The organism is Candidatus Pantoea formicae, assembly GCF_011752625.1.
GTDB lineage: Bacteria > Pseudomonadota > Gammaproteobacteria > Enterobacterales > Enterobacteriaceae > Pantoea > Pantoea formicae.
Map to the genome: position 1 here is coordinate 909,849 of NZ_VWXD01000001.1, position 16,105 is coordinate 925,953.

The window sequence follows — 16,105 nt, forward strand, 5'->3', positions numbered from 1 at the left end:
GTTATCGACCATCAAATGGTTTCGTCAGGCTCCAGAGCGTCCTGAATGGCATCGGCGAGGTTGCTAATCTCATTCGCTACAGCTTGCAGATCCCATGAAGCCTTGGAACCACTGGCAGACGTTGAGGCGCTAACCGATTCTTTTGCCACAGCCAAAGCCGCTGCCACAGCAACTGTGCGCTTGTGTTGCTCCGACGTCATGCCCATTGGTGGGGGTGCAAAGTAGTCATTTACCATCTCATCTCTCCGTTTACCGCGTTCATATAAAATTCAATCCTGTGTGCATTATCAGGATTATGGTGGAGAGTGCTAACAATTTTCACCGTCAGCAGCGTTATCAGACAAAATTGCCTGCGCATGGCTAGCCGACAATTAACAGACTAATGGCTGTTAAATTCGGGGCAACGTACCGTGTTGAGCAGTTGCTGATATTGCGCCTGTTTGCCCTCTTTGAGTGCTACCGCGGCCGCGCTCAGCGCGTTATGGTTCACTTCAGTGCTGATGAACACTTTCTTGATCTGTTCATCAGGCACTGACGGTTTAATTTCACATTGCGCGCGTAAGTCTTTCACCAACGTTTGCTGATTGAGGGCATAGGTCAAACTGTCATAGGCAGCGGCGTCGACTCCCCAAGCTGCAAACAGCAATGATAAAAAGAGGAAACGTTGCATTGAGTTAACCTCCAGACTGACGTTATCAGTAGGAGTGTAGGCCACTTCTGCGGATATGCATTCCATTCAACACTAATGACATCTGGGACGAAGCCAGGAGCACAGACAGAACGATGAGGAATTTTAGTTTTTGCTTAAAGTTCCAGTAGATGGAAATGCCACCACTCTCCAGTCAGCTATTGGGGTCCAATGTGCACCAAATTCTTTTCATTACTTTTTCATAAACTAAGCTAAGTGTGATGTAACTAGCAGACAACTGAGGTGATAACGGTTGCTGATTATTTTAAGCACTCTGACAATTAGACTTGTTGGCTAAAAATAAGGGAAAGCGATGCCATTGATATTTAGTGAATTATCTGGAGCACCTTCATGGGTACCCGCAGTACTGCTCGTCACTCTCTCATTAGCCGTGGGTTTTCTGGCCCGCTTCTTACTTCTCAGGTTTATTCGTTACTGGCAGAACCGTGACAGAAAGCTGTTTAAATCACTTGAAAAGCATCTACGTGGTTCCTTGTTTCTTTTCTTCCCCTTGATGTTGATTAACGTCGGGGTCAACTATATTACCGTTCAGCCAGAGTCACTGTCATTTATCACTACCACGCTGAATATATTTATTATTTTGTCGATATGTTCGGTTTTGGTCAGGATGACCAACGTCGCACAGGATATGCTCTTTATTCGCTATGATATCAATCTTTCGAATAATCTACGCGCCCGTAAAATTCGGACGCAGATTATCTATGTCAAAAAGGTGGCCATTGTCATACTCGTCTCATTCTGTCTTTCTCTCATTCTGCTCAGTTTCCCGAGTGTGCGTAAATTCGGCACGACCATACTGGCCGGTGCTGGTGTCGCAGGAATCATCATTGGCTTTGCGCTGCAGAAATCCTTGGTGAATCTGTTTGCCGGGATACAGATAGCCTTTACGCAACCCATTAAAATTGATGATGCTGTGGTGGTTGAAAATGAATGGGGCTGGATTGAGGAGATAAACCTGACTTATGTCGTGGTGCGCATCTGGGACTTGCGACGGCTTGTACTGCCTATTACCTATTTTACTGAGAACGCCTTCCAGAACTGGACGCGTAACAACGCTCAGATTTTAGGCTCTGTTTTCCTGTACCTCGACTATTCCATGCCCCTTGAGCCTCTCCGACAGCATTTTGAAAAAATTCTCAGTGAAACAAAGCTCTGGGATCAGCAGACTCAAGTGCTCCAGGTCACTGACACCAGTGATAAAACCATGACCATCCGATTATTGATGACCGCTCAGAACTCGCCAACAGCCTGGGATCTTCGCTGCTATGTGCGTGAAAAGATGATTGAGTTTGTTCAGCAAAATTACCCTGAAAGCCTGCCGCATGTCAGGGCAACACTGACCGATTCAGAGTTAAAGACAGCGGTTCGCCAGTGACTCAACACTGAGTAACGGGATGCAAAGGCAGGCTCATTAAGGGCACCATGGTCACCGGGGGATTCGTTAACCTGTGGCCTTGGCTGGATATCTCAATCCATGAGTACAGGGCTCCTTCAACTTTTCGGGTTAACGCAGAAATCAGATCTAAGAGTGCAAATGGGTAAGCCTGAAGAAGAAGGAGCTGTTAGGTTTAGTTTCGCAGGGGTACATCTTAAGCCGCACTATTAGAATTCAGACAAAACACACACTCTGCAAGATGCCATGAATGATGTTGTGTTCTGACATATTGAGAGGCTTGTTGTGAAGAAATAAACGAACCCAAGAAAAGCCTTTTTTCTCTTACAGGCAACTGTAGGCACTCTCCTCGATGCAAAGTACAGCGCCCATCATTTCCCGGTGCGCTTATTGTATAGAATTGATAATTCATTTTCGTCATAACATTCCCTCTTTTTTGGGTTTCAGCAGCTCAATCACAATGTGCTTCATTGTAGGTGTTTTCTATAAGCGGGCCGATAAGATTATCCAAACTTGCAAGGATAAAATAAGCGTAGTTGCTTTAATAAATCACGTTGGTTTATTTAACTGTTTTTACATTAAACACCAAAAAAGTTGAGTCAGAATGTCGTCAATGAAGACTTCGCTAAGATATCAGGAGGTTGAGATTAAATTAATGGTGCAGTCATGTCAGTTATTTTCGCTAACAGCTCTCCCCGCTACGCTTATAAGTGTAAATCTGCATAAAGAATACGCATTATGTATCAATTTCATTTGCAAGGGTCCACACTAGACCCCTATGCGGGCAATGCCCGGGCAATTTACCCCACTAAGGGGGACTATAATGCCTTACCATTCTACAGAGACCGTATGCAGTATAACCGGTACACTTCCTGGTACGCTCCGCGCTTGGCGTCGGGCAGGACTCATCACCGCTCCTGAGCAATCTGATGGCTATAGCGCTGGGCAATTATCCCGTATCTTTACCGTTCTCGATATGACCTCCCGTGGAGATACGCTTCATGAAGTGGCTCAGCAGTTAAAAGGTCATCCCAATGCAGCCCGAAGTGGTTGGGCGTGTCGGCAAGAAGAACTCAACCACCAGTTGAAGAACACTTCAGACGCGCTATTGGAAGCGCGAATACGTCTTGTTGGAAATGACTACTGCGGGGATGATTTCGTCAATTGCTATCTCCGGCCGCTCAACCTCTGGCTTCGGGCTGATATGAGTAACGGTGCCGAGGAGCGCCAGGCGTGATTCCATCAGGCCGTTGTCAAACACGCCCGCCATATCATGTCAGCGGCACACCGGCGAAAATCCGTTCCTCTGTTTCTTGAGGCGGTCAGTGTGACAGATCCGACTGAAATTTGGATGGAAGCTATCCGTTTGACCGGTCAGGGGTTCAGGGTTGAGATCTCATCTGAAGTCACCGGAGTACCTGCCAATGCTGAAAGGTACTACGAGCATCATCTGATGTGGTGTGGTGCCGGGATTTCGCAACTCATGCACTGGAACTATCGCCACCGGCTTTTGGACGGCTTACCTGCCTTACTTTGTGGGCCGGAGCAGGCAATGCTGACTGCTGCCTGATACCCCTTCGCAAGGTTTGAACAGCCTGTCAGAGTCGTCTTCTGACAGGCTTTAAGTTACAAGTACACTCCTGGCTTCTAAACCGTAAAAAAAACGGCCTACAATATTCCCCTCTTCTCAATCGCCAATGCATAACTTTTCGGAATATTAACCCCTGCACGTTTTATGTCCGGACCTACAGTTAGTGCTGAGGTTGTCATAAATCTGAAACGGAGGAGGATAATGTCTATTCAACACGACGATAAAAGCCAGGTGATGATTGGCGAAGCGGCACTTAACCTGGCACTGGCCGAGCGGGAAATAAGCGTGCAATCACTTATCTCTCAGCTTGACCACATGGCCGCAGCCAGCGGCAGTCAGGCAAGACGTTCGGAAATTTCAGCGGCCAGCTTATGGCTGAAAAGTTTTGACGATCCATGGCACGCTGCACGGCATGTGCCTTACCTGCAGACGCTTGCAGGCTTTAACGACGAGTAGAACTGACGTTCAAGGACGCAGTCCGGCTCTGGCCGGAAGACGACGACGAAGATGACCTCATCGGTCACATGTATAGGTGTACCGGCCGGAGAAACTGTCAGGGACGACATTTTTCATGGAAACACTTAACGCCCGACCTAACATTCAATTGTTCTGCTAGTGACTCAGTCAGGAGAGGCACCTCGCTCTCGTTAGCCCCCTCTCTAGATCCTTAAAAGCTAATTTCGTCAAAGACTCTCGGGTCATTATGAGGAACTACCTCTTTTGAGCACGCCTACTGACAGAATCTGTCACAGCCGCCCCGTACTATGCAGCCGTAAACCCACAAGGAGAAAAAACCATGTTTACTGCTGATATGTCGATCCTTTATGTGCCGAACGTCGTCAAAAGCGCTGACTTTTATGCATCGCTGTTTGATATCAAGCCGATTAACGTCACACCCACTTTTGCGATGTTTGTTTTTGCGAACGGATTCAAACTGGGTTTGTGGTCTAAATACACCGTTCAACCGCCGGTGGAAACGCAACAGTTTTCCGCCAACGGCGAAATCACTTTCAAAGTGCAGCAGAAAGCGGACGTCGATTTTCTCTACAACGAATGGGGCGCATTCCGTGAGATAACCATTGTACAGTCACCGACCGAGATGGATTTTGGCTATACCTTCACGGCTATCGATCCTGATGGGCATCGTCTGCGCGTAATGTGGTTGCAGTTAGAAGATTAATGTTCTGGGGCGGCCATGCGGCCGCCCATTGAGAACGCTAACTTTGCGGCGGGATGAATGCCTGCACCGGCGTCAGTTCCCCGGTGTATTTACGCACCTGCACTACGGTGATTTGGCCACTGCAGCCTTGAGTCAACGACGAGGTGCCAATATCCAGCGTCAGCACATTCGGGTTGCCGTGGCGGCATAACGGTCGCAGCGCGGTGGGATCGACCGGATCGTACCAGGCACCCGTTGGCAACTGCACCACGCCCGGCATCACCGTGTCGGTTACGCGCGCGCTGGCGAGTACGTGACCTCGCTGGTTGTAAAGCTCAATAATCTCGCCGTCTTGAATGCCCAGCGATGCCGCATCATCCAGATTCAGGCTGCATACCTCACGTCCATCACGTTTGCCACTCAGGCTGTAATCACCGAAATCTAGCTGACTGTGCAAACGCGTCGCGGGCTGATTGGCAATGAGCCAGAACGGATGGTCGGCATCTGGCTTTTGCTGCGGCTCTCGCCACACCGGATGCCCTGGACAGTTTTCGTAATCGAAACTGGCGATCGTCGCCGAGTAGATTTCAATTTTTCCGCTCGGTGTTGGCAGTGGCGCAGCATCAGGATCGGCACGGAAGGCATTCATCATTCGTCCACCGTCTTTGAGCTGCGGCAATTCCAGCACGCCCTGCTGCCAGAATTGTTCAAAATCGGGGATCTCGACTTGATGCGTTGCCAGCTTTTGCTGCAATTGCGCGTAATGGTGTTTCAGCCAGCCACGTGTATCGCGACCTTCAGTAAACGCCTCTTCACGACCCAGCCTGCGCGCCAGCTCGGCAAAAATGGTGTAATCGTCTTTGGCTTCACCGTGCGGTTGTGCGACCGGCTGCATAGCAAACAGATGGCGATCGGTTGGCGCACCGCCGATATCTTCTCGCTCCAGCGTCATGGTCGCGGGCAACACGATATCGGCATGCCGTGCACTGGCCGTCCAGGCAATCTCATGTACAATCAGCGTATCTAACTGACAGAATGCCTGTCGCAATCGCGCCAGATCCTGATGGTGGTGGAACGGATTGCCGCCCGCCCAGTAAGCCAGACGAATATGCGGATAGGTCAGCCGGCGGCCATTGTAGTCGAACGGTTTGCCGGGATTGAGCAACATGTCCGAAATTCGCGCCACCGGGATCAAACGATCGATGCCATTTTTACCCTGCGGTAACGCCGGGAAACTCACCAAATTGTGATGTTTGCCATAATGCCCCAACGCACCTAGCGCATAGGTGTAACCGCCGCCCGGTAAACCCGGTTGGCCCAGCGCAGCGGCCAATACCAGCCCAAGCCACACGGGTTGTTCACCGTGCTCCGAACGCTGCAGTGCGTGCGCAACGGTGACCAGCACACGTTTACCGGATAACTGACGGGCAAAATCAGCGATAAATGTTGCACTGACGCCGCAGATCTCTGCTGCCCAAACGGCGTCTCGTCGCGTGCCATCTTCTTCACCACGGATATAAGCCACCATTTCCGGCCAGCCCACGGTGTAGCGACTGAGGAAGGCTTCATCCGTCAGTTTTTCATCAATCAATACCGAGAGAACACCGAGAATAAAGGCAGCATCGGTGCCCGGACGTAAGGCCAGCCACTCTCCTTTAGCTTCCTCGGGTAGATCGCTTTTCAGCGGACTAACCGAGATAAAACGTGTGCCGCGCTGTGCAGCCTGCTGTATAAAGCTACGTTCGGTATGCTCGCTTAATCCGCCGCTTGCCACCTGGGAGTTTTTCAGTGCCAGGCCGCCGAACGCGATGACGATTTCACTGTGCTGGGCAATCTCTTCCCAGCTCACGCCACGGCGAGCGATCTCATTCATGTCACCGACAATGTGCGGCAGCAGTACCGAAGCAGAGCCTGAACTGTAGCTGTTCACTGAACGTACATAACCACCCAGTGTGGTGTTGAGAAAACGGTGCACCTGACTTTGTGCGTGATGAAAACGTCCGGCGCTTGACCAGCCGTAAGATCCACCAAAAATCCCTTCCGGGCCAAAAGTGTCGCCCACGCGCTTCAGTTCACGCGTCAGTAATTCGTAAGCCTGCTCCCAGCTTACGGCCACATATTCGTCATTACCCCGGCGCTGGTCGGGGCCGGGGCCATCTTCCAGCCAGCCTCGACGTACCATAGGACGTGAAACGCGGGCGGGATGATTCAGTGCAGTGCGGAAATTTTGTAGCAATGGGCTAGGGTCGGGATCGCCCTTGAAGGGTTCGATGGTGAGCTGATCGCCCGATTGCTGAGCATGAAAAGCACCCCAGTGGGCGCTATGCATAACTGGTTTTTGCGTCATCACTGTTCCTGGCTAACAAAAATGAAAAACGGTGCTTAAAGCACCGTTGCAATAAAGTTTCTTACGCGCCCGTTTTCCGGGTCGTCGAGGACTTGCTGAGTGGGACCTGCCGCCACGATTTTGCCGTCTTCCATAAAGACAATGTTGTCGGCCACCTCGCGAGCAAAACCAATCTCATGCGTAACAATCACCATGGTGATGCCAGAGTGCGCCAGTTGTTTAATCACCTGCAGCACTTCACCCACCAGTTCCGGGTCAAGCGCCGATGTCGGTTCATCAAACAGCATGACACCAGGGTCCATCGCCAACGCACGGGCAATGGCGACACGCTGCTGCTGTCCGCCGGAGAGGTTCTGCGGCCACTCATCTTCGCGCCCAGCCAAACCCACCTGCTTCAATAACGACAGCGCCTTGGTGGTCGCCTGCTGGCGGTTCTGTTTTTTCACACGCATGGGCGCATCAACGATGTTCTGCAACACCGTACGGTGCGGGAACAAGTTGAATTGCTGGAATACCATGCCAATTTCAGCGCGCTGACGTGCAATCTCACTGCTGCTTAATTCGTGCAGCGCCTGGCCTTTCTGCTTATAGCCAATGATTTCACCGCCGATGCGAATGGTGCCGCCATCGAGTTTTTCCAGATGGTTGATGCAACGCAGCAGTGTAGATTTACCCGACCCCGAGGGGCCAAGAATCACGGTCACGGACCCGGCGGGAATATCAAGATTCACTTCATCCAGAATGGTGACACCAGAGAAGCGTTTAGTGACTTTACGTAAGGCGATTGCTTCAGCCATTGCTCACGCTCCTTTCAACTTTCTGCGCGGAGAAGCCCGGCAAGGATTTGAGCAGACTGCGTTTTTCACGACGCGTGACGCCACGTCCAAAATAGCGCTCGACATAAAACTGACCTATCGACAACACCGATGTCATCAGCAGATACCATAAGGTTGCCACTAACAGCAGCGGAATCACCTCATAGGTGCGCTGATAAATAATCTGCGCAGAGAACAGCACATCCTGCAGCGAGATCACCGATACCACAGCAGTGGTTTTCAACTGGCCGATGATTTCATTACCTGCTGGCGGCATGATGGCACGCATCGCCTGCGGTAAGACGGTATGACGGAAGATCTGCGACGGGCGATAGCCCAGCGCACGCGCCGCTTCCAGCTGGCCGTTGCCAACGCTTTGAATACCGGCACGCACGATCTCAGCGGCATAAGCCGACTGATGCATCACCAAGGCAATGACTGCAGCACTGAACGGGCTGACTAATGCGTTAGATTGGGTACTCCACAATTCGCCAAGCCCCGGAATCGATAGGGAAATCGTCGGGTAGAGCGCCGCGATGTTGTACCACAGGAACAGCTGCACCAGCATCGGCACACCACGGAAGAACCAGGTGTAGAACCAGCTAACGCCCACCAGCACCGGGTTCGATGAGAGACGCATCAGCGCCAACACCGTACCAAAAGCAAAGCCCAGCACCACCGAAATGGCTGTGAGCTGCAGCGTCATTAACACGCCTTGCAGGATCGATTCACCGGTAAAGTTTTCGGCAATCACGCCCCATTCGAAGCGTGGATTGTTAATCATTGAGTGCGCCATCGCCACGACGCACAACAGCACCACCAGCGCACTTAGCCAGCGTCCGTAGTAACGTTTGCCGACGATTTTCAAATCATCGGTGTGGTCACGTACATCACTCATTGAAAGATTTCCTGGTTACGTTTGGATTCTTTAACCGCGCCAAAGCCGATGCCCCAGTTATCGAGGATCTTCTGGTAGCTACCATCTTTGATCAGGGAGTTAAGCGCAGCTTGCACCGCAGGTTCCAGCGCAGAATCTTTCGGGAAAGCCACAGAAACCGGCGCATCGTGCACGGTGATTTCGCCGCTCATGGTCAAAGGTTTAATGACTTTAACCTGCCACAGCAGACCTTCGTACGGGCCGAGGAACATCGGCACGCGACCACTGACGACAGCCTGAACACCGGCTGGACGGTCCGGGAATACGGATACTTTGATCGGTTTTTTACCCGCGGCTTCACAAGCTTTGCTGGCTTCTTCCAGACGCGTTACCTGCGTGGTGCCTGAACCTGCGCCAACTTCTAAGCCGCACACGGCATCCAGGGTTTTGAACGGTGCAACATTGGCATCTTTACGCGAGATAATGCCCAACAGGCTGGCATCGTAGTAGCTGACAAAATCGATGATTTTCGCGCGGGTTGGCGTGGCGTTGATGTTAGACAGCGCCACGTCATAACGACCCGTTTTTAAACCTGGAATGATGTTGTCGAAACCGCCGGTGTCACTCCACTGGACCTGAATCCCTAAGCGTTCACCCACGGCGTTCATTACGTCAATTTCACGGCCGGCCAGGGTTTTGTTGTCTTCTTTATAGAAGGTGGTCGGCGGCGTGTTTGGGTTGGTTCCTGCAACGATATAGCCACGCTTTAGGACATCCGCAGGCACCAGGCTTTTCAGCGCAGGATCGGCCTGAACATGGAGTGAACTGTCGGTCGGAACGGATTGATCGGCGGCAAACGCGGAATGTGCACTCAGCGCAAGTGCAAGCAAGGTGATACCTTTAGCGAGTTTCACTGGAACCTTTACTCCTGATATATAAAATGTTTCCCAACAGGGAAAAGGCGTTGAGGTAGCGATGTATTTTTCTCCCCTCTCACCTCATGGCTGAAAGGAATGTTCATCCTCTTAACGTCCCGCTGCCATTCTCAGTAAGATATGCAGCGATCACAAATGCGAAAAACGGATATCTATTGCCAGATTTCGGGAATAGAACGGGAAAGCTTCTGCCTGAGTAATCTACGGGTTAGGTACTGCGCGGGATACGAGGTGAATATTCGGATTTAACAACGGGATCCATAGCCTGCTTTAACCGAGGCCATTGATCTTTTTCTTCTTTATTAGACGCTATTGATCTAAGCGTTTGCGAATAGGTTCGAATGCTTTTGTCGCACGACGCGGCAGGGTGTCAGGCAAATTTTTCTCCGCGTTCTACCAGTATTGCCACGGCACCTTTTACTTATCTGCTAGCAACCCATGTTCGGTCGCCATGGCGAGAGGTAAAGGCTGCAAAATGATGATCAGGAATGTAAAGGTTTGTATGATCTGGCGCACACTTTCTCCTTAGTTATCGACTCTTTTCAGCGTCCATTTCAGGCACTGAGACGATCTTAATCATAAAACCAGATAATTACCGTGCGTCAGCACCACTTACATCATATTGATTAATAACGCATTCCCTATTTCACACTTCAGTCTACAGCTTCGTCCTGGTTTGTATTTTCCAATTTCACTTCGCTTTACATTTCTTCACGCTTCGCCCACAAAGTTCACCAATCATGGAGAAATAGAGGAGAGCGCTTAATACAACATATACAATGATAAGCATTCTCATTATCATGCGCATTTGCTTACATATGTTAATACTTCAGGGAGAAGATTTAAGTGAATGTAACTTTGTATGTCAGGAGGCGCCCACTTGCATTGATTGTGGTAGCCCTACTCACCTCACCGGCTTATGCCGCAGAACCCACGGAAAAACTGGCTGACGATGAATCGATGATCGTCACGGCGGAACAGGGTTTGAAACAGCAGCCTGGCGTTTCCACCATCACCGCTGAAGACATCAAGAAAAGCCCGCCGGTTAACGATCTCTCCGACATTATCCGCAAAATGCCTGGGGTCAATTTGACCGGCAATGGTGCCAGTGGCAGCCGTGGCAATAACCGTCAGATTGATATTCGCGGCATGGGCCCGGAAAACACCTTAATTATGATCGATGGTGTGCCGGTCAGTTCACGTAACTCAGTGCGTTACAGCTGGCGTGGCGAACGTGACTCGCGTGGCGATACCAACTGGGTGCCACCAGAAATGGTCGAGCGGATTGAAGTCATTCGTGGCCCTGCTGCTGCGCGTTACGGTTCAGGTGCTGCGGGTGGTGTAGTCAATATCATTACTAAACGTCCAACCACTGACTGGCATGGATCGTTGTCACTGTTTACTAACCAGCCGGAAAATAGCAAAGAAGGCGACACACGCCGCGCAAACTTCAATCTGAGCGGCCCGCTGGCGGGTGATGCATTGACCATGCGTCTGTATGGAAACCTCAATCGAACCGATGCTGATGCCTATGATATCAACACCGCACAAAACGGTTCCTACGCTGCCGGTCGTGAAGGTGTGCGTAATAAGGACATCAATGGCGTGCTGTCATGGAAAATCACGCCAACGCAGATCGTCGATTTTTCCTATGGCTACAGTCGTCAGGGGAATATCTATGCAGGTGATACGCAAAACAGTAATGGAAATAGTAGCGCGGGTGGATTAGTCGAGTCACTATATGGCAGTGAAACAAACCGTTTATATCGTCAGAGCTATGGCGTAACCCATAACGGAATTTGGGATTGGGGCACTTCCGAGCTTAACTTCAATTATGAGAAGACCAATAATACCCGTCTACAAGAAGGCACCGCTGGTAGTGTTGAAGGGATGATCAACAGCGATGTTTATTCAACCAGCCGCTTGGAAAGTTATCGCGCGGGCGGCGAAATTAACTTCCCGCTGGAATTACTGGTTGATCAAACCGTGACCTTGGGCGCGGAGTGGAATCGTGATGAACTCAACGATCCGGCTTCAATGCAATCCTCAAGCACTAGCTTATATTTGCCGGGCAGTTCAGGCGACCCAGCGCAGCGCAGCAGCACCAACTCCGCTACCATTAGCTCTCTCTATTTCGAAGATAACATCGCCGCGACGGATAGCACTGAGATCATCCCAGGTTTGCGCTTCGATTATCATGATGAATTCGGCGCCAATTGGAGCCCGAGTCTGAATATTTCCCAAGGTCTGGGCGAATATTTCACATTGAAAGCTGGTATTGCCCGTGCCTTTAAGGCTCCTAACCTGTATCAATCAACGCCGGGTTATTTGCTTTCAACGCGTGGCAATGGCTGCCCGATTGGCCTGACTCAATGCTATTTACTGGGTAACGACAATCTCGACCCTGAAGTCAGCGTCAATAAAGAAGTCGGTTTAGAATTTAGTCATGCAGGCTATGCGGCTGGCATTACTTACTTCCGTAATGACTACAAAAACAAAATCGTTTCAGGCACCTCTGCAATCTACAGCAATGGCACCTATAACGTTCTTCAATGGGAAAATGGTGGCAAAGCCATTGTTGAAGGGCTGGAAGGGAACCTGACTATTCCTCTTATTGCCGATACGCTGGAATGGCGTTCTAACGCGACCTATATGTTCCGCTCAGAAAGCAAGAAGACAGGTAATCCGCTGTCGGTCATTCCTGAATTCACCATCAATTCCCAGTTGGAGTGGCAAGCTACTGAAGACCTGAGTGCGAACATTAACTGGACCCAATATGGTCGCCAGAAACCGCGTCAATATGCCGAAACCTCTCTCGAACAGAACAGAGGACTTTCGCAACGTGAGATCAGCCCTTACTCCATCGTGGGTTTAAACCTCAACTACGACATCACCAAGAATCTGCGCGCCAATGCAGGTATCAATAACCTGTTTGATAAGCAGATCTATCGTGAGAACGCAGGTGCATCAACCTATAACGAACCAGGACGCGCCTATTATGCTGGCGTAACCATGTCGTTCTAACCCCACAGGGCGGCCGCTAGGCCGCCCTTAACTCAGGATCCAATCGCTTCCTCAAGTTATTCACAAAATTACGCCTTAATCCCCTCTTTTATATTTTGAAGGTTTTACCTCAAATATCTCCTCGCTGCCCCAGTACGCATTCGCTAATTTCATCGCTATCCCCCCTACAGGATCAAAGCAGATGATAAAAGATGCGTTTTACCGTACCGGACATCCCTCCCCGCTCGTCGGGGTCAGCCCGCTTTCCTGGGTTAACGAGGTGCTGCACTATCTTGGTGCGGGCACCAGCGCCGACCATTGCTTAAGCGAGGCCAAGCAGGCGGGCTTTCAGGGTGTGGAACTGAGCCGTATTTTTCCTCGTGAGCCAGGGGCACTGAAGCAATTACTGGCTCAGCATCAACTACAACTGGTTTCTGGTTGGCACGATGGGTTTCTTACCGAGCGCAGCGTGGAGCAAGAGATGGATGCCGTGCATAACCACGCTTCGTTGCTGCAGGAAAACGGTGCCAACGTAATGGTCTACGGTGAATGCGGTTGGATGACGGACAATGCACTGGATGTCCCGCTTCATACCCGGCGACTGCTGCCAGACGCACAGGTCAAAGCCTATGCAGAGCGCCTGTCGGTCTTCGCCGATGCGCTTTACCACCAATACGGTTTGCGCCTCGCTTATCACCATCATCTGATGATGGTGGCAGAAACGCTGCCGGAAATTCGTGCATTGATCAACGCCTGCTCCCCTTCTGTGGGTCTGCTGCTGGATACCGGTCATGCCACCGCGGCGGGTTTCTCCTACACGCAACTCATTGAAGAATTTGCCGATCGTATTTGCCACATTCATCTTAAAGACGTGCGCCTGGATCGCTTGCAGCAGGTTCGCGCTTCGGGCATGACCTTCAACGAAGCGGTGCTCTCTGGCATGTTCACCGTGCCCGGTGATGGTGGTATCGATTTTCGGCCACTGGCGGAGTTTATTGCTCGCAGTGGTTATCAGGGATGGATGGTAGTAGAAGCCGAACAAGACCCGGCTAAAGCGCCACCTCTCGAGACGGTCACTCGTGCACAACGCTATGTTGCACAACATCTTTTACCTGCAAACGTTTAAGGAGCATCACATGGCCGGAAAAACACTCAATGTTGGTCTGATCGGTTCAGGCTTTATGGGTCAAGCACATGCTGATGCATGGCGTCGCGCAGGATTGCTCTATCGCAACTTGCCACTGCAACCCGTACTCCATACGCTGGCAGATGCCACTCCAGCGCTTGCTGACGAAGCCGCACGTCGCTACGGTTTTCAACACAGCACGGCGGACTGGCAATCCATGGTCAATCATCCTGACATCGATATTGTTGATATCACCACGCCAAACAGTATGCATTTCAATATGGCGCTGGCAGCCATCCGTGCAGGTAAACACGTGTACTGTGAAAAACCACTGACGGTTTCGTTGCAAGAAGCACAAATCCTCACCCAGGAAGCTGAGCGCGCGGGTGTGAAAACCATCATGGCGTTCAATAACATCAAGACACCGGCAGCGCAGTTGGCAAAACAATTAATTGAACGCGGGGATATAGGCACACCCACCCGCTTCCGAGGCTGGTTCGATCAGGGCTTCTTCAACGACCCTGACCTGCCATGGAGTTGGCGGTGTTCGCGCGAACAGGCGGGGTCCGGTTCACTCGGCGATCTCGGTTCACATGTGGTCAGCGTGGCGCAATATCTCATGGGCCCCATCAAAAGCGTGATCGGGCAAGAGCAATTGTTTATCGATACGCGTCCCGCAGCGGGCGGCGGCTCAGGCTATGGCGCTCAGGCTGAAAAAGGGGCGGCGCGGCTGAAAGTCGAAAATGACGATCAGTTCCAGGCGTTAATCACGTTTGAAAACCGTGCAGGCGGCGTGATTGAATCTTCCCGTATCTCTGCGGGTAAAGTTTTCGGCATTGCGTGGGAAGTATCGGGCACGGAAGGCACCATTATGATGGACGGAGAACGCTTTAATGAGCTTAAAATTGCACGTTACGGCGATGAAAAGCACGATCGCGGTTTCAAAACCCTCTATGCCGGTTCTCAGGTTGAACAGTTTGGCGGATTCTTCGGCTTTGATTTCGCGGGCGGTGGTTTGGGCTACTTCGATGTCAAAGTGATCGAAATCTATGACCTAATTAAAGGCCTCAGCAGCGAAGCCGGATGCTTCCCGGATTTCCGCTTTGGCCTGGAAAATCAGCAAATCATCGAGGCAATGGTGCAATCCTCTGCGCGTGGTGAACGTGTTGAAATTTCCAGCCTGCGTGCTTAACTAAAAAACTCACGCAGCGCATCGGCCAGCGCCTGTGGTTGCTCATCAGGAATAAAGTGACCGCAGTGCGCTATTTTTATGCCAGAGACATTGGCTGCAAACTCCTGCAGTGGAATCGCCATATCCGGGATCGATCCCTGATCGGCACTGACTGCCAACAACGGCACCGATAACTTGCCCTTTTCGCGTAACAATTCGCGATTCTGTGCTGCTGAGAGGTTCACTTCCCGATAGGCTGCCATGCCAGCCCTGAGTGCCCCGTTCTGTCGCAGTAAACGGGTGTATTCCGCCATATCCTCATCACCAAACACCATCGGACTGGCCGCTTTGCGCTTCAGGAACCACTCAAGGTAGATCTCCTCGCGTCCTTCAATTAAGGCCTCTGGCAGATCTGGCAACAGATGAAATGCAAAATGCCAAGTTTTCCAGGCTTTATCTGGCGTCGCGGGGAGCGCATCAGGCAAAGTCACTCCGGGTATACCGGCATCAAGCAACGCCAGCTTAACCACCTGTTCGTTATACAGCGTGGCAAAGGGCCAGGCAACCCAAGCTCCCACATCATGCGCAGCCAGATAATATCGGCTAATCTGCAACACTTGCAGTAGGCCTTGCACCCGGCGGGCCAGTGAAAGGGTGTCGTATCCATCGTAAGGTTTATCGGAGTCACCTTGGCCTGGCAGATCCGGCGCGACAATGAAATAGTGTTGGGCCAGTCCTGCCATGACGTGGCGCCAGGCAAACCAACTTTGCGGGAACCCCGCCAATAACACCAACGTTTCGCCTTGCTGATTCCCCCCACTGACGTAATGCAGCCTCACCCCGTCAACCGTGGCATACCCGTGAAAAAATCCGCTCAAGCCAGTGACTTCTTGTGACCAGCGCGTGGTCTGTTTTAATTCAGATACGTTCAAGTTGATTCTCCATAATTTTAGGAAATGATCATTTCCTTAATGGGCAA

The 16,105-nt window shown here is 51.1% G+C and carries 15 protein-coding genes; 8 read left to right on the forward strand and 7 right to left on the reverse strand.

Annotated elements, in window-relative coordinates:
- Positions 1–11: 11 nt before the first annotated feature.
- Both F3J38_RS04350 and F3J38_RS04355 read right to left on the reverse strand, forming a co-directional pair.
- Positions 12–236, reverse strand: coding sequence for a hypothetical protein (locus F3J38_RS04350; protein WP_167135398.1), 225 nt, complete (start codon positions 234–236; stop codon positions 12–14).
- A 143-nt stretch (positions 237–379) separates the two neighbouring features.
- Positions 380–670, reverse strand: a complete 291-nt coding sequence (locus F3J38_RS04355) for a YicS family protein (RefSeq protein ID WP_167135400.1) — start codon at positions 668–670, stop codon at positions 380–382.
- 331 nt (positions 671–1,001) lie between these two features.
- Here F3J38_RS04355 and F3J38_RS04360 point away from each other — a divergent pair, with 331 nt between their 5' ends.
- From F3J38_RS04360 to F3J38_RS04380, 5 genes are all read left to right on the forward strand, one after another.
- The gene (locus F3J38_RS04360) at positions 1,002–2,084 is read left to right on the forward strand and encodes a mechanosensitive ion channel family protein (protein WP_167135402.1); all 1,083 of its coding nucleotides are present in this window, start codon (positions 1,002–1,004) and stop codon (positions 2,082–2,084) included.
- Between the two features lie 841 nt (positions 2,085–2,925).
- Positions 2,926–3,339 (forward strand): helix-turn-helix domain-containing protein, encoded by a 414-nt coding sequence (locus tag F3J38_RS04365; protein ID WP_167135404.1) that lies wholly within the window; start codon positions 2,926–2,928, stop codon positions 3,337–3,339.
- A gap of 90 nt (positions 3,340–3,429) precedes the next feature.
- The gene (locus F3J38_RS04370) at positions 3,430–3,672 is read left to right on the forward strand and encodes a hypothetical protein (RefSeq protein ID WP_167135406.1); all 243 of its coding nucleotides are present in this window, start codon (positions 3,430–3,432) and stop codon (positions 3,670–3,672) included.
- A 222-nt stretch (positions 3,673–3,894) separates the two neighbouring features.
- Positions 3,895–4,149 (forward strand): hypothetical protein, encoded by a 255-nt coding sequence (locus F3J38_RS04375; RefSeq protein ID WP_167135408.1) that lies wholly within the window; start codon positions 3,895–3,897, stop codon positions 4,147–4,149.
- A 340-nt stretch (positions 4,150–4,489) separates the two neighbouring features.
- Complete coding sequence (locus F3J38_RS04380) at positions 4,490–4,873, forward strand: VOC family protein (RefSeq protein ID WP_167135410.1); 384 nt, start codon at positions 4,490–4,492, stop codon at positions 4,871–4,873.
- Positions 4,874–4,910: 37 nt separating this feature from the next.
- Here the strand turns inward: F3J38_RS04380 and F3J38_RS04385 are convergent, their stop codons facing one another.
- The 4 genes from F3J38_RS04385 to F3J38_RS04400 are packed head-to-tail and all read right to left on the reverse strand — an operon-like array spanning position 4,911 to position 9,805.
- Positions 4,911–7,199, reverse strand: a complete 2,289-nt coding sequence (locus tag F3J38_RS04385) for a molybdopterin-dependent oxidoreductase (RefSeq protein WP_167135412.1) — start codon at positions 7,197–7,199, stop codon at positions 4,911–4,913.
- Positions 7,200–7,234: 35 nt separating this feature from the next.
- A complete protein-coding gene (locus tag F3J38_RS04390; RefSeq protein WP_167135414.1) occupies positions 7,235–7,996 on the reverse strand; it encodes an amino acid ABC transporter ATP-binding protein in 762 nt (253 codons plus the stop codon).
- Complete coding sequence (locus tag F3J38_RS04395; protein WP_167135416.1) at positions 7,989–8,912, reverse strand: amino acid ABC transporter permease; 924 nt, start codon at positions 8,910–8,912, stop codon at positions 7,989–7,991. The genes F3J38_RS04390 and F3J38_RS04395 overlap by 8 nt, the downstream gene beginning before the upstream one ends.
- Positions 8,909–9,805 carry an ABC transporter substrate-binding protein gene (locus F3J38_RS04400; protein WP_167135418.1) on the reverse strand — a complete coding sequence of 299 codons (897 nt, stop codon included), beginning with the start codon at positions 9,803–9,805 and terminating at the stop codon, positions 8,909–8,911. Before F3J38_RS04400 ends, F3J38_RS04395 begins: the two co-directional genes overlap by 4 nt.
- 879 nt (positions 9,806–10,684) lie before the next feature.
- On the opposite strand from F3J38_RS04400, the gene F3J38_RS04405 reads away from it, so the two are divergent.
- The 3 genes from F3J38_RS04405 (at position 10,685) to F3J38_RS04415 (ending at position 15,147) form a co-directional block, all read left to right on the forward strand.
- A complete protein-coding gene (locus F3J38_RS04405; protein WP_205298133.1) occupies positions 10,685–12,850 on the forward strand; it encodes a TonB-dependent siderophore receptor in 2,166 nt (721 codons plus the stop codon).
- 181 nt (positions 12,851–13,031) lie between these two features.
- Entirely contained in the window at positions 13,032–13,955 is a 924-nt protein-coding gene (iolE, locus tag F3J38_RS04410; RefSeq protein ID WP_167135422.1) for a myo-inosose-2 dehydratase, read from the forward strand.
- A 10-nt stretch (positions 13,956–13,965) separates the two neighbouring features.
- A complete protein-coding gene (locus tag F3J38_RS04415) occupies positions 13,966–15,147 on the forward strand; it encodes a Gfo/Idh/MocA family protein (protein WP_167135424.1) in 1,182 nt (393 codons plus the stop codon).
- Here the strand turns inward: F3J38_RS04415 and F3J38_RS04420 are convergent.
- Positions 15,144–16,058, reverse strand: coding sequence for an alpha/beta fold hydrolase (locus F3J38_RS04420; protein ID WP_240155885.1), 915 nt, complete (start codon positions 16,056–16,058; stop codon positions 15,144–15,146). The genes F3J38_RS04415 and F3J38_RS04420 overlap by 4 nt on opposite strands.
- Between the last annotated feature and the right edge of the window lie 47 nt (positions 16,059–16,105).